We start from the raw sequence: 13403 nt of genomic DNA on the forward strand, positions 1-13403 counted from the left end.
TATGATCAAGGGGTCCGGGGGTCCGTCGGGGGCAGCTGAAAGGTGGCGTCCATGGGCGCAGACCGTGCCGAGCGTGCGGGCCGTACGGGTCCACAGGACAGGAAGGACGACAAGAAGAAGGTCAGCCGCAGTTTCGCCCTGATGGCCCTGCTCGGGGCGCTCCTGGTGGTGGCCGGTCTGGTGGGGCTCGTCTACACCGGCGTCGCCACCCTGACCACGATGTTCCTCTTCGGCTGGCTCCTGCTGTTCGGCGGCGTGGTGGGCCTCCTGCAGGCCATCCAGTCGCGCAAGAGCAACTACTTCTGGCTCGCCGTCATCGTCGCCGCGATCAACATCGCGGCCGGTTTCGTGATCCTGCGCCGCCCGGAGGCGAGCGCGGAGGCGCTCACCATGTTCGCCGCGCTGCTGTTCCTCACCGGCGGGGTGTTCCGGCTGGCCGGCGCCGTGGTGGTGCGCGGCGCGCACCTCGGCCTGACCCTGGTCCAGGGCGCCTTCGGCATCCTGCTGGGCCTGCTGATCCTGGCCAACTGGCCCGGCAGCAGCCTGTACGTGATCGGAGCGTTCTTCTCCCTCGCGCTGCTGTTCGACGGCCTGAGCCTGATCGCGGTGGGCATGGGAGCCCGGCGCATCCTGGGCTTGGTCAGGGACGACGAGGTTCCGGTGACCCCGGCGGGGGCGGGCACGGTGGCGCCCGGGGCGTACGAGACGGCCGAGAAGCGGCCGCCAGAAGATCAGGAACGGTCGAACAACTGACTCTGTCATACGCCAGCGGTCAGAAAGTGTGCGAATGCTGCTGACTTCTGGTCAGTGGTCCGGCCCGGTGCGGCCCGGTCCCCACTCTTTACGTGTGCAGACGATCGAGCGTGAAGACGGGGGCCGGGAAATGGATGTGAGCGGGAGCGTCCCGCCAGTCAAGGGGGACGAGCCGGAGGTCGCGGCCGCCCCCCTCGCGTACGAAGGGGTGTGGCGATTCACGGCGCCCGCGGTAGAAGAATCCGTTCCGCAGGCCCGCCGTGCGGTCCGTGACCTGCTCGGCCGCCAGGAGGTGCCGGCCGACCGGGACCTGGTCTACTCCCTGCTGCTGATCGTCTCCGAACTGGTGACGAACTCGGTCCGGCACGCGGCCGTGCTCTCGCCGGAGGTGGCGGTGGAGGTGGCCATCGGCCGGGAGTGGGTACGGGTGGCCGTCGAGGACAACCACCCGTACCGCCCCAAGGCGCTGGAGGCCGACTTCGGCCAGACCGGCGGCCGGGGCCTGCTCCTCGTCCGGGAGATCACGCTGGAGGCCGGCGGGGTCTGCGACGTGGAGCACACCTCCACGGGCGGCAAGGTGATCTGGGCGGCGCTGCCGCTCACCACGGCCCTCGCGTCACCCGCGGCCACCCCGGCCTCGGCGCTCTGACCGCGCGGGGCCGTCACCGGCGGCCGGCCGCCACAAGGGCGGGGCCGGACCGGGCCGGGGCTACCAGCCCGCCGCGTCGCCCGTCAGTTCGCGGATCGCCGGCCGGGCCGCGTCCAGCACGGTCATGAACCAGGCCGAGAACGGGACCTCGGCGTGCCGCTTCGCGAGTTCCTCCGCGGTCACGAAGGCGGTGTCCGCGATCTCCTCCGGATCCGGCCGCACCGACCGCTGCGCGAGTCCCACGAACAGGTGGTTGTACTCCTGCTCCACCAGCCCCGACGCCGGGTCCGGGTGGTTGTAGCGGACCGTTCCCGCCTCCGCGAGCAGCGAGGGCGACAGCCCCAGCTCCTCGTGGGTCCGCCGGGCCGCCGCCGCGAACGGCGACTCCCCGGGGTAGGGGTGACCGCAGCACGTGTTCGACCAGACACCGGGGGAGTGGTACTTCCCGAGGGCGCGCTGCTGGAGCAGCATCCGGCCCTGCTCGTCGAAGAGGAACACCGAGAACGCCCGGTGCAGCTGACCGGGGGCCTGGTGGGCGGAGAGCTTCTCCGCCGTACCGATGGTGTTGCCGGACTCGTCGACCAGTTCGAGCATGATCGGTTCTTGAGCGCCGGTGCCGGTGGTCGCGCTGTTCGCGGCGGTGGCTGGTGTGGTCGGCATACCCATCCTTCGCTTCGGACTTCGGCTTTCAGTCTGCCGTACAAATGGGGATTGCCCCCACTTCGGTGATCTGCGCATGTCCGCCCCCCGCCGCGTGATATGCGGCGGGGGGCGGAGCGTGCGGGCCGCTCGGTTCACCCGGCCGAGGGCCGGGACCGGCATCAAACCCCGAAGGGCGCCGGGTACTTGATCGTGCCCGTGGGAACCGGCACCGAATCGTCGAGCACCAGCGCCATCATGGCCTCGTCGGGCACCTCGAAGGGCGCCCGGATCCCGAACCGCGAGGCCGGTACGAACCCGAAGCGGGCGTAGTACCCGGGGTGCCCGAGGACGAGCACGAGGCCCTCCCCGCGCTCCGCGGCCGCCGCGAGCAGCCCCCGTACGACCGCGCTGCCGGCGCCCGAGCGCTGGAGCGCGGGAGCCGCGGCCACCGGGGCGAGCGCGAGGGCCGGCGCCCCGTCGACCGTGCACCGGGTCAGCAGGGCGTGCGCCGCGACCGACCCGTCCGGGCCCTCGGCCACGTAGGAGAGGCCGGGCACCCAGGAGCCGTCCGCGCGCAGCGCGTCCACGAGGTCCGCCTCGGCCGGGGTGCCGAAGGCGGCCGCGTGCACCGCGTGCACGGCGGCCGCGTCCCCGTCCGCCTCGGGGCGGACGGGCCGGCGGCCGCCGTCCCCGGCCGTCACCGGCCGCAGGACGTAGGCGGTGTACCCGTACTCGTGCCCGTACCGCTCCCGTACGGCGATCTCCTCGCGTACGAAGCCCAGCGCGGCCGCGGCCTCGGGGCCGGCGGGCTCCGGCGCCGCGGCGGCCCGCTCGCCGAGCGGACCGTAGTAGGCGGCCCAGTCGGAGTCGGGCTGCCGGTGGACGCCGAGCACCCGGTAGCCGGCGGCCTGGATCGCGGCGAGGTTACGGGCGGTGGAGCGCAGCGCGTAGTGCGGGTCCCAGAAGGCGCGGACCCCGGCGGAGGGCTCGTCGGCGGTCCATTCGCACTCGCTCAGCACCAGGGTGCCGCCGGGGGCGAGCAGCCGCTTCCACCGCGCGAGCGCGGTGGCGAAGCCGATGGTGTAGGCGGAACCCTCGGCCCAGACGAGGTCGAAGGAACCGTCCGGATGCTCGGAGAGATCACCGATGTCCGCCCTGACGGTGTGGATGCGGCCCGCGAGCCCGCGGGCGGCGGCGGCCGTCCGGAGCTCGTCGAGGAAGCCGTCCTGGAGGTCGACGGCGGTGACGTCGGCCCCGTGGCCGCCCGCCTCGGCAGCGAGCAGCAGGGCGCTGGGGCCGGGACCGCAGCCCAGGTCCAGGGCGCGCGGCCGCTCGGGCAGCGGTCCGCACAGGGACAGCAGGTGGCGGGTGGTGGCCTCGGAACCGGGGGACTGCCGGGGCAGGCCGCGGTGCAGCTCCAGGAACGCCTCGAAGAAGAGGTCGCTCTGCGTGCTGAAGTCGGTGGTGTGCGCGTTGCTGGTGTGGGAGTTGCTGGTGTTACCGGTGTGGTCGGTCAACGTGAACCCTTGAACGGGGGCTCCGGCCGACGCGGGTGATCGGTGCGATCAGGCCCGGCCGGACGCCCGGAAGGAGAGGGGGACGTACCGGAGTGCGCTGCGCTGGGCGGCGACGCCTGCGACGGTCATCAACCCCACCTCTTTCTTTCTTTCGTCACGTCTTGTGAGACATTCGGGCGATTGCGACGCTCTTGCGGAACTCGTACGCGTCTGCGACCACACTAACAGCCGTGGTACCCGGGGCGGTTTGTGATCGCTCCCACCGATCGTCAATGATGATCGGCACAGGACCGACAGGCCCATGATTTTCGGCTTATCGGAGCGTAAACAGGCGGTGAACCCCTGCTTCCGTTCATCCGATAGCCTCTGCCGACGTGCCGCCGGCCCATCCCGGCGCTCGTTACCCGTGTGCGTGCAAGGAGTGAGTTCGTCTGCCGACCGTCATCCTTACCGGCCTGCCGGTGCCCGGATCAGCGCTCGCCGACGAGCTGCGCTCCCTCGGCTTCGAGGTCCACCCCGCGGCCACCCCGTCGGACACCGCCGCCGCGCTGGCGCGGGTCCCCGCCGAGCAGCGGGTGGCCGTCGTGGACGGGGAGTTCGTCGGGCACGTGCACGCCCTGCGGCTCGCGCTGACCGACCCGCGGTTCGACGCCTGCGCCGTCACCGGGGCCCTGGCCGTGCAGCCCGGAGCCCGCGCGGCCCTGGACCGGGCCGCCGCGCTCGACGCGTCCGCCCCCACGGGCCACGGCCCCTGCCCCGACCGGCTCGCCGCCGCCGTCGAGGCCGCCGGCACCCCCGTGCACCGCCCCGAGCTGGGCACCCTCGTCGCCGCCGTGCCCGCCACCACGGCCGAGCGCGCCGAGGCCGCCGCCGCCGTCGCGGCCGTCGACGACGAGGCCGTCCGGCTGCGCACCGCCGTGAAGTCCCGCGACGGGTTCTTCACCACCTTCTTCATCAGCCCGTACTCGCGCTACATCGCCCGCTGGTGCGCGCGCCGCGGACTGACCCCCAACCAGGTCACCACCGCCTCGCTGATCACCGCGCTGATCGCGGCCGGCTGCGCCGCCACCGGCGACCGCTGGGGCTACGTGGCCTCCGGCGTACTGCTGCTGCTCTCCTTCGTCCTGGACTGCACGGACGGCCAGCTCGCCCGCTACTCGCTCCAGTACTCGACGATGGGCGCCTGGCTCGACGCCACCTTCGACCGCGCCAAGGAGTACTCCTTCTACGCGGGCCTCGCGCTCGGCGCGGCCCGCAACGGCGACGACGTCTGGGCCCTGGCCCTCGGCGCCATGATCCTGATGACCTGCCGGCACGTCGTGGACTTCGCCTTCAACGAGGCCAACCACGACGCCACGGCGAACACGAGTCCCACCGCGGCCCTCTCCGACAAGCTGGACGGCGTCGGCTGGACGGTCTGGGTCCGGCGCATGATCATCCTGCCGATCGGTGAGCGCTGGGCCATGATCGCGGTCCTCATCGCCTTCACCACCCCGCGGATCGTCTTCTACGCCCTGCTCGTGGGCTGCGCCTTCGGCGCGCTCTACACCACGGCCGGCCGGGTCCTGCGCTCGCTGACCCGCAAGGCGAAGCGGACCGACCGGGCCGCCCAGGCCCTGGCGGACCTCGCCGACTCGGGCCCGGTCGCCGAGCTCGCGGGCCGCGCGGTGGGCCGCGGGATTCCCGGCGCGGGGATCGCCGCGGCCGTCATCGGCTCGGGCGCGCTGCTGTGGGCCGCCTGGGCCCACGGGTTCGGCAGCCGCCAGGTGATCGTCGCCGCCGCCTTCTACGCGGTACTCGCGGGCCTGGCCGTCGCCCGGCCCCTCAAGGGAGCCCTCGACTGGCTCGTGCCGCCCGTCTTCCGGGCCGCCGAGTCCACCACCGTCCTGATCCTCGCCGCCAAGGCGGACGTCCCCGGAGCCCTTCCGGCGGCATTCGGACTGGTCGCGGCGGTCGCCTACCATCACTACGACACGGTCTACCGCATCCGCGGTGGCACCGGCGCGCCCCCGCACTGGCTGGTGCGGACGATCGGCGGGCACGAAGGCCGGATCCTGTTGATCACGGTCCTGGCCTCCGTCCTGGCATCGCGCGCCGCAGACTTCCCCGTCGCGCTCACGGCCCTCGCCGTGTTCGTGGCACTCGTGGTGCTCGTGGAGAGCATCCGCTTCTGGGTTTCCTCCGGGGCACCCGCCGTACATGACGAAGGAGAACCAGCATGATCGGCCTCGTCCTCGCTGCCGGAGCCGGACGCCGCCTGCGTCCCTACACCGACACCCTGCCCAAGGCCCTCGTGCCCGTCGGACCCGAAGGGGCCGAGGAGAGCATCACGGTCCTCGACCTGACGCTCGGCAACTTCGCCGAGGTCGGCCTGACCGAGGTCGCCATCGTCGTCGGCTACCGCAAGGAAGCCGTGTACGAGCGCCGGGAGGCCCTGGAGGCCAAGTACGGCGTCAAGATCACGCTGATCGACAACGACAAGGCCGAGGAGTGGAACAACGCCTACTCCCTGTGGTGCGCCCGTGACGTCCTGGGGCAGGGTGTGATCCTCGCCAACGGCGACACCGTCCACCCCGTCTCCGTCGAGAAGACCCTGCTCGCCGCCCGCGGCAAGGGGCAGAAGATCATCCTCGCCCTCGACACGGTCAAGCACCTGGCCGACGAGGAGATGAAGGTCATCACCGACGGTGAGAAGGGCGTCCAGCGGATCACCAAGCTGATGGACCCGGCCACCGCGACCGGCGAGTACATCGGTGTCACCCTCATCGAGCCGGAGGCCGCCGAGGCGCTGGCCGAGGCCCTGAAGACCACCTTCGAGCGCGACCCCGACCTCTACTACGAGGACGGCTACCAGCAGCTCGTCAACGACGGTTTCACCATCGACGTGGCCCCCATCGGTGACGTCAAGTGGGTCGAGATCGACAACCACGACGACCTCGCCAAGGGCCGGACGATCGCATGCCAGTACTGACGAGGCTCATCCCCTCGCCCCTCGTCGTCGACATCAGCCGGGGCGCGATGGACGACCTGGCCGGCCTCCTGGCCGACCAGCGGATCTCATCGTCCGGCAAGCTCGCGATCGCCATCAGCGGCGGCTCCGGCGCGGTGCTGCGCGCCAAGCTGGAGCCCGTGCTGCCGCACGCCGACTGGTACCCCGTCATCGACGGGACCATCGACTCCGCGGTCAAGCTCGCCGACGACATAAAGGGAAACCGCTACGACGCCGTGGTGGGCCTGGGCGGCGGCAAGATCCTCGACGTGGCGAAGTACGCCGCGGCGCGGGTCGGCCTGCCCATGGTGGCCGTCGCCACCAACCTGGCGCACGACGGCATCTGCTCGCCGGTCGCCACCCTGGACAACGACAACGGCCGGGGCTCCTACGGGGTCCCGACGCCGATCGCCATGGTGATCGACCTCGACGTGATCCGCGAGGCCCCGGTGCGGTTCGTCCGCTCCGGCATCGGCGACTGCCTCTCCAACATCTCGGCGATCGCCGACTGGGAGCTCTCGCACAAGATCACGGGCGAGCCGGTGGACGGTCTGGCCGCGGCCATGGCCCGTACCGCCGGAGAGTCCGTCCTGCGCCACCCCGGCGGCTGCGGCGACGACGAGTTCCTCACGGTCCTCTCCGAGGCGCTGGTCCTCACCGGCATCGCCATGTCGATCAGCGGGGACACCCGCCCCGCGTCCGGCGCCTGCCACGAGATCAGCCACGCCTTCGACCTGCTCTACCCGGGACGCTCCGCGCTCCACGGCGAGCAGGTCGGCATCGGCGCCGCCTTCGCCATGCACCTGCGGGGGGCCAAGGAGCAGTCCGGGCTCTTCGTCCAAGTGCTGCGCGGCCACGGCCTACCCGTGCTGCCCGAGGAGATCGGGTTCAGCGTGGACGAGTTCGTCGCGGCAGTGGAGTACGCCCCCCAGACCCGTCCGGGACGGTTCACGATCCTGGAGCACCTCAACCTGTCCGCCGCCGAGATCAGGGACGCTTACGCCGACTATGCCAAGACCATCCGTAGCTGAACTCCGGCCCGTCGTTCACCCGGCGGGCGTCAAGGACCGGGTCAGCGGCGAGCACTGGGGCGGGCGCCTCTACATGCGCGAGATCTCCCTGCGCATCACCCGCTACCTGGTCACCACCAAGGTCACGCCGAACCAGCTGACCTACGTGATGACCCTCGCCGGAGTCCTCGCCGCCCCGGCCCTGCTGGTGCCGGGCGTCTGGGGCGCCGTCCTCGGCGTGGTCGCGGTGCAGATGTACCTGCTGCTCGACTGCGTCGACGGCGAGGTCGCCCGCTGGAAGAAGCAGTTCTCGCTGTCCGGGGTCTACCTGGACCGGGTCGGCGCCTACCTGTGCGACGCGGCGGTGCTGGTCGGCTTCGGCCTGCGCGCCTGCGACCTGTGGGGCACCGGGCGCATCGACTGGCTGTGGGCCTTCCTGGGCACCCTCGCGGCGCTCGGCGCGATCCTGATCAAGGCCGAGACCGACCTGGTCGGCGTCGCCCGCCACCAGGCCGGCAAGCCCGTGGTCCAGGACGCAGCGGCCACGCCGCGCTCGTCCGGCATGGCGTTCGCCCGCCGGGCCGCCGCCGCGCTCAAGTTCCACCGGCTGGTCCTCGGCATCGAGGCCTCGCTGCTCATCCTGGTGCTGGCCGTCCTGGACCAGGTCCGCGGCGACCTGTACTTCTCCCGCCTCGGCGTCGCGGTGCTCGCCGGCATCGCCATGCTCCAGACGGTGCTGCACCTGGTGTCGGTCCTGGCCTCCAGCAGGCTCAAGTGACGGCGCCGCTGCGGCTGGGCGCCGTCATCATCACGATGGGCAACCGCCCGGACGAGCTCAAGGCGCTCCTCGACTCGGTGGCCCGGCAGGACGGGGCCCCGGTCGAGGTGGTCGTCGTGGGCCAGGGAGTCCAGCTCCCCGGCCTCGCGGACCCGGCCGCGGGCGTGCGCACCGTCGAGCTGCCCGAGAACCTGGGCATCCCCGGCGGGCGCAACGTCGGCATCGAGGCCTTCCGCACCGCGGGAGCCAGTGGCTTCGGCGTTGACGTCCTGCTCTTCCTGGACGACGACGGACTGCTGGAGCGCACCGACACCGCCGAGCTGTGCCGGCAGGCCTTCACCGAGGACCCCGAGCTGGGCATCGTCAGCTTCCGGATCGCCGATCCGCAGAGCGGCGAGACGCAGCGCCGGCACGTCCCGCGGCTGCGGGCCTCCGACCCGATGCGCTCCTCGCGCGTCACCACCTTCCTGGGCGGCGCGAACGCGGTCCGCACGAAGGTGTTCGAACAGGTCGGGGACCTCCCGGGGCAGTTCTTCTACGCGCACGAGGAGACCGATCTGGCCTGGCGGGCGCTCGACGCCGGGTGGCTGATCGACTACCGCGCGGACATGGTGCTTCTGCACCCCGCCACGGCCCCCTCCCGGCACGCGGTCTACCACCGTATGGTGGCCCGTAACCGGGTGTGGCTCGCCCGCCGCAACCTGCCCGCCCCGCTGGTCCCGGTCTACGTGGGCGTCTGGCTCCTGCTGACGCTCCTGCGGGGGCCCTCGGGGCCCGCGCTCAAGGCCTGGTTCGGCGGCTTCAAGGAGGGCTGGACCACCTCCTGCGGTCCCCGGCGCCCCATGAAATGGCGTACGGTCTGGCGGCTGACCCGGCTGGGCCGACCGCCTGTCATCTGACACGTCCGGGTCTGAGACCATGGCGCGATCACGAACCGATCGACTCAGGCCCGATGCCACCTTCTGCCGCATCATGAAGACGGAAAGTTTCATCTTGTGAGTGACACAACCCAGGACGGAACCCTTGCCACGAGCAGGCGGCCGTCCGAAGACGCCGGGCTGAGCTCCGCGGAGCTCGCCCGGAAGTACGGCCTGTCCGTCAGCGGACGCCGACCGAGCCTGGTCGAGTACGTGCGCCAGCTCTGGGAGCGCCGCCACTTCATCCTCGCCTTCTCGCGGGCCAAGCTCGTGGCGCAGTACAGCCAGGCGAAGCTCGGCCAGATCTGGCAGGTGGCGACCCCCCTGCTGAACGCGCTGGTCTACTACCTGATCTTCGGGCTGATCCTGGACGCCGGCCGGGGCATCCACAAGCACGACTACATCCCCTTCCTGGTCATCGGCGTCTTCGTCTTCACCTTCACCCAGTCGTCGCTCATGGCGGGTGTCAGAGCGATCCCGGGCAACATCGGCCTGGTCCGCGCCCTGCACTTCCCGCGCGCCTCGCTGCCGATCTCCTTCTCGCTGCAGCAGCTCCAGCAGCTGCTGTTCTCGATGATCGTCGTGTTCGTGGTCGCGATCGCGTTCGGGAACTACCCGTCGCCCTCGTGGCTGCTCGTGGTCCCGGCGCTGGTCCTGCAGTTCGCCTTCAACACCGGCCTCGCCCTGGTCTTCGCCCGCATGGGGTCCAAGACCCCCGACCTCGCGCAGCTGATGCCGTTCGTCACGCGCACGTGGATGTACGCCTCCGGCGTCATGTTCTCGATCACCACGCAGCTCGAGGGCAAGCCCCAGTGGATCGCGGACGTCCTGCAGTGGAACCCCGCCGCGATCTACATGGACCTGATCCGCTTCGCGCTCATCGACGGGTACGGCCGGGAGAACCTGCCGCCGCACGTCTGGGCCTTCGCGGTCGGCTGGGCCCTGCTGCTCGGCATCGGCGGATTCGTGTATTTCTGGAAGGCTGAGGAGCGTTACGGCCGTGGCTGAGAACACCCAGGGGCACGTCCCCACCGTCATCGCCGACGAGGTCCACATCGTCTACCGCGTCAACACCGGCAGCGCCGGCAAGGGCAGCGCCACGGCGGCGCTCAGCAAGATAGTCCGCCGGCGGCGCGGCGACGCACCGGGCGTGCGCCGGGTCCACGCCGTGCGCGGGGTCTCCTTCACGGCGTACCGCGGCGAGGCCATCGGCGTCATCGGCTCCAACGGCTCCGGCAAGTCCACCCTGCTGCGCGCCATCGCGGGTCTGCTGCCCTGCGAGTCGGGCAAGGTCTACACCGACGGCCAGCCCTCGCTGCTGGGCGTCAACGCGGCGCTGATGAACGACCTCACCGGCGAGCGCAACGTGGTCCTCGGCGGTCTCGCGATGGGCATGACCCGCGCGCAGATCCGCGAGCGCTACCAGGACATCGTCGACTTCTCGGGCATCAACGAGAAGGGGGACTTCATCACCCTGCCGATGCGCACCTACTCCTCCGGCATGGCAGCCCGCCTGCGTTTCTCCATCGCCGCGTCGAAGGACCACGACGTCCTGATGATCGACGAGGCGCTGGCGACCGGTGACCGGAAGTTCCAGGTGCGTTCCGAGGAGCGCATCCGGGAACTGCGCAAGACCGCCGGAACCGTTTTCCTCGTGAGTCACAACAACAAGTCCATCCGCGACACCTGCGACCGGGTGCTGTGGCTGGAGCGGGGCGAACTCCTGATGGACGGCCCCACCGAGGAAGTCGTCGCGGCGTACGAGAAGGCGACCAGCTGACGGTTTTCCACCGACGGCCCCCACCGCGTCCGGCGGCGGGGGCCGTCGCATGCCGTACGGGGGCCGGGCGCGCGGGGCGCCCCCTTTTCACGCGAGTGGCGTGCGGGGGACATTGTGCGGTGGAGCGAATACCCGTCGAGGCCCGGCGCCGTTGTACAGCGTAAGCTGGGCCAGGCCTCAATCGTGGGCAAGAAGGGGCGATTCCCCCCATAGGTGAATAGCCCGGTACGCCCCGGAAAACTGCGGCGGCGTGTCCGAAATGGGATGTTTTGGTTTGGCAGTGTAGAACGGGAGATGTGACGGCAATGGCTACGGGAATTCTCCGGCCCCCAGGCACGACGGCCGTCCCCGCCGCGGGCGGCGGGCGGTGACCCCGGGGCACGGCACCGGTACCCGGCCGCACGAGCCGTCCGACGCCTCCGGCTCCCTCCCCGCCCGCCCCGGCGCCGCCACCCTCCGCAAGGCGGGCTCCGAGAACTTCCCCGTCGCCCCCGCCTTCCTGCCCCGCGCCTGGCGCGAGGGCCTGATGGCGGTCTACGGGTACGCCCGCCTGGTCGACGACATCGGCGACGGCGACCTCGCCCCGGGCGGCCACGACGCCGTGCTGCTCGGGCTCGATCCTGCTGCCACGGACGACCGGCCCGCCATGCTCGACGCCCTCGAAGCCGACCTGCGGCGCGTCTTCGGCGGCACCGACGGGCCCCCGCGGCACCCCCTCATGCTGGCCCTGCAGCCCGTCGTACGGGCCCACGGGCTCACCCCCGAATCGTTTCTGGGGCTCATCGAAGCCAACCGCCAGGACCAGCGGGTCGCCCGCTACGCGACGTACGGCGACCTCGCCGGCTACTGCGAGCTCTCCGCCAACCCGGTGGGGCGGCTCGTGCTGGACCTCACCGGCACCAGCACCCCCGAGCGGATCCGCCGCTCCGACGCCGTCTGCACCGCCCTGCAGATCGCCGAACACCTCCAGGACGTCGCCGAAGACCTCGCCCGGAACCGGATCTACCTCCCGGGCGAGGACATGCGCCGCTTCCACGTGACCGAGACCGACCTGAAGGCCCCGACCGCGGGTGCGTCCGTACGCGCCCTCGTCGCCTTCGAAACCGAACGGGCGCGGGAGCTCCTCGACGAAGGCACGCCGCTCGTGGGCAGCGTCCACGGAAGGCTCCGGCTGCTGCTCGCGGGCTTCGTGGGAGGGGGACGCGCCGCCCTGCGAGCCGTCACCGCCGCCGGCTTCGACGTCCTGCCCGGCCCGCCCAAGGCCACCAAGAGCGTCCTGCTCCGCGAGGTGGCCGCCGTCCTGCGCTCAGCGCCGAGAAAGGGGTGAGCCCGACCGTGGAGGGCCCCACACACGCGTCCGCACCCGGCGCGCCGTCCGTACCGACAGCGATGTCCGCACCGATTTCGGCCGCCTACAGCTACTGCGAGGCCGTGACCGGCTCGCAGGCGCGCAACTTCGCCTACGGCATCCGCCTGCTGCCCGCCGACAAGCGGCAGGCGATGTCCGCGCTGTACGCCTTCTCCCGGAGGGTCGACGACATCGGCGACGGCACGCTGCCGCACGAGGTCAAACTGGCCCGGCTGGAGGAGACCCGCACCCTCCTCGGCCGGATCCGCGCCGAGGAGATCGACGAGGACGACACCGACCCGGTCGCCGTCGCCCTCGCGCACGCCTCGCGCCGGTTCCCGATCCCGCTCGAAGGGCTCGACGAACTCATCGACGGCGTCCTCATGGACGTCCGCGGTCAGACCTACGAGACCTGGGACGACCTCAAGGTCTACTGCCGCTGCGTGGCCGGAGCCATCGGCCGGCTCTCGCTCGGCGTGTTCGGCACCGCCCACTCCGGCGGGCTCGCCGGCTCCGGCGCGCACGACGCGGCACGGGCCGGCGAGTACGCCGACACCCTCGGTCTCGCCCTGCAACTCACCAACATCCTCAGGGACGTTCGCGAGGACGCCGGCAACGGGCGGACCTACCTGCCCGCAGAGGACCTCGCCAAGTTCGGCTGCTCCGACGGGTTCAACAGCGAGCGGATGCCCCGCGACGCCGACTTCGCCGGGCTCGTCCACCACGAAGTACGGCGCGCCCGCGCCCTGTTCGTGGAGGGCTACCGGCTGCTGCCCCTGCTCGACCGGCGCAGCGGCGCCTGCGTCGCGGCCATGGCCGGCATCTACCGGCGCCTGCTCGACCGCATCGAGCGCGAACCGCAGGCGGTGCTCCGCGGCCGGGTCTCGCTGCCGCCGCACGAGAAGGCGTACGTGGCGGTCCGCGGCCTCTCCGGCCTGGACGCGCGGACCATCGCCCGCCAGAGCACCAGGAGGCGGCTCTGATGACGGCGGGCCTGCGAGCCACGGCCGCGGGGCCGGC

13 protein-coding genes are annotated in these 13403 nt (G+C 71.7%); 11 read left to right on the top strand and 2 right to left on the bottom strand.

What is annotated here, in order from left to right; translation table 11 throughout:
* The first annotated feature begins 141 nt into the window (after positions 1-141).
* Together ACWCP2_RS03925 and ACWCP2_RS03930 are read left to right on the top strand one after the other, a co-directional pair.
* Complete coding sequence (locus tag ACWCP2_RS03925) at positions 142-753, top strand: HdeD family acid-resistance protein (RefSeq protein ID WP_450907148.1); 612 nt, start codon at positions 142-144, stop codon at positions 751-753.
* A 130-nt stretch (positions 754-883) separates the two neighbouring features.
* Positions 884-1402 (top strand): ATP-binding protein, encoded by a 519-nt coding sequence (locus ACWCP2_RS03930; protein ID WP_450907149.1) that lies wholly within the window; start codon positions 884-886, stop codon positions 1400-1402.
* 60 nt (positions 1403-1462) lie between these two features.
* On the opposite strand, the gene idi is transcribed toward ACWCP2_RS03930, so the two are convergent.
* Together idi and ACWCP2_RS03940 are read right to left on the bottom strand one after the other, a co-directional pair.
* Positions 1463-2062 carry an isopentenyl-diphosphate Delta-isomerase gene (gene idi / locus ACWCP2_RS03935; RefSeq protein WP_250740854.1) on the bottom strand — a complete coding sequence of 200 codons (600 nt, stop codon included), beginning with the start codon at positions 2060-2062 and terminating at the stop codon, positions 1463-1465.
* A gap of 161 nt (positions 2063-2223) precedes the next feature.
* Entirely contained in the window at positions 2224-3465 is a 1242-nt protein-coding gene (locus tag ACWCP2_RS03940; protein ID WP_450907150.1) for a methyltransferase domain-containing protein, read from the bottom strand.
* A 527-nt stretch (positions 3466-3992) separates the two neighbouring features.
* Here ACWCP2_RS03940 and ACWCP2_RS03945 point away from each other — a divergent pair.
* The 9 genes from ACWCP2_RS03945 (at position 3993) to hpnD (ending at position 13366) form a co-directional block, all read left to right on the top strand.
* Positions 3993-5783 (top strand): DUF5941 domain-containing protein, encoded by a 1791-nt coding sequence (locus ACWCP2_RS03945; protein ID WP_450907151.1) that lies wholly within the window; start codon positions 3993-3995, stop codon positions 5781-5783.
* Positions 5780-6532 carry a phosphocholine cytidylyltransferase family protein gene (locus ACWCP2_RS03950; protein ID WP_450906991.1) on the top strand — a complete coding sequence of 251 codons (753 nt, stop codon included), beginning with the start codon at positions 5780-5782 and terminating at the stop codon, positions 6530-6532. Before ACWCP2_RS03945 ends, ACWCP2_RS03950 begins: the two co-directional genes overlap by 4 nt.
* Positions 6520-7581, top strand: a complete 1062-nt coding sequence (locus ACWCP2_RS03955; protein ID WP_389433075.1) for an iron-containing alcohol dehydrogenase family protein — start codon at positions 6520-6522, stop codon at positions 7579-7581. The genes ACWCP2_RS03950 and ACWCP2_RS03955 overlap by 13 nt, the downstream gene beginning before the upstream one ends.
* Complete coding sequence (locus tag ACWCP2_RS03960; RefSeq protein ID WP_450906992.1) at positions 7559-8338, top strand: CDP-alcohol phosphatidyltransferase family protein; 780 nt, start codon at positions 7559-7561, stop codon at positions 8336-8338. Before ACWCP2_RS03955 ends, ACWCP2_RS03960 begins: the two co-directional genes overlap by 23 nt.
* A 35-nt stretch (positions 8339-8373) precedes the next feature.
* Positions 8374-9237, top strand: coding sequence for a glycosyltransferase family 2 protein (locus ACWCP2_RS03965; RefSeq protein WP_450907152.1), 864 nt, complete (start codon positions 8374-8376; stop codon positions 9235-9237).
* 96 nt (positions 9238-9333) lie between these two features.
* Positions 9334-10263, top strand: coding sequence for an ABC transporter permease (locus ACWCP2_RS03970; protein ID WP_450906993.1), 930 nt, complete (start codon positions 9334-9336; stop codon positions 10261-10263).
* Positions 10256-11035, top strand: coding sequence for an ABC transporter ATP-binding protein (locus tag ACWCP2_RS03975; RefSeq protein WP_450906994.1), 780 nt, complete (start codon positions 10256-10258; stop codon positions 11033-11035). Before ACWCP2_RS03970 ends, ACWCP2_RS03975 begins: the two co-directional genes overlap by 8 nt.
* Before the next feature lie 367 nt (positions 11036-11402).
* Positions 11403-12362 (top strand): squalene synthase HpnC, encoded by a 960-nt coding sequence (hpnC, locus tag ACWCP2_RS03980; RefSeq protein ID WP_450906995.1) that lies wholly within the window; start codon positions 11403-11405, stop codon positions 12360-12362.
* Positions 12359-13366, top strand: a complete 1008-nt coding sequence (hpnD, locus tag ACWCP2_RS03985; protein ID WP_450906996.1) for a presqualene diphosphate synthase HpnD — start codon at positions 12359-12361, stop codon at positions 13364-13366. The genes hpnC and hpnD overlap by 4 nt, the downstream gene beginning before the upstream one ends.
* Positions 13367-13403: the final 37 nt, after the last annotated feature.

It is taken from the genome of Streptomyces sp. NPDC002104 (genome assembly GCF_053593795.1).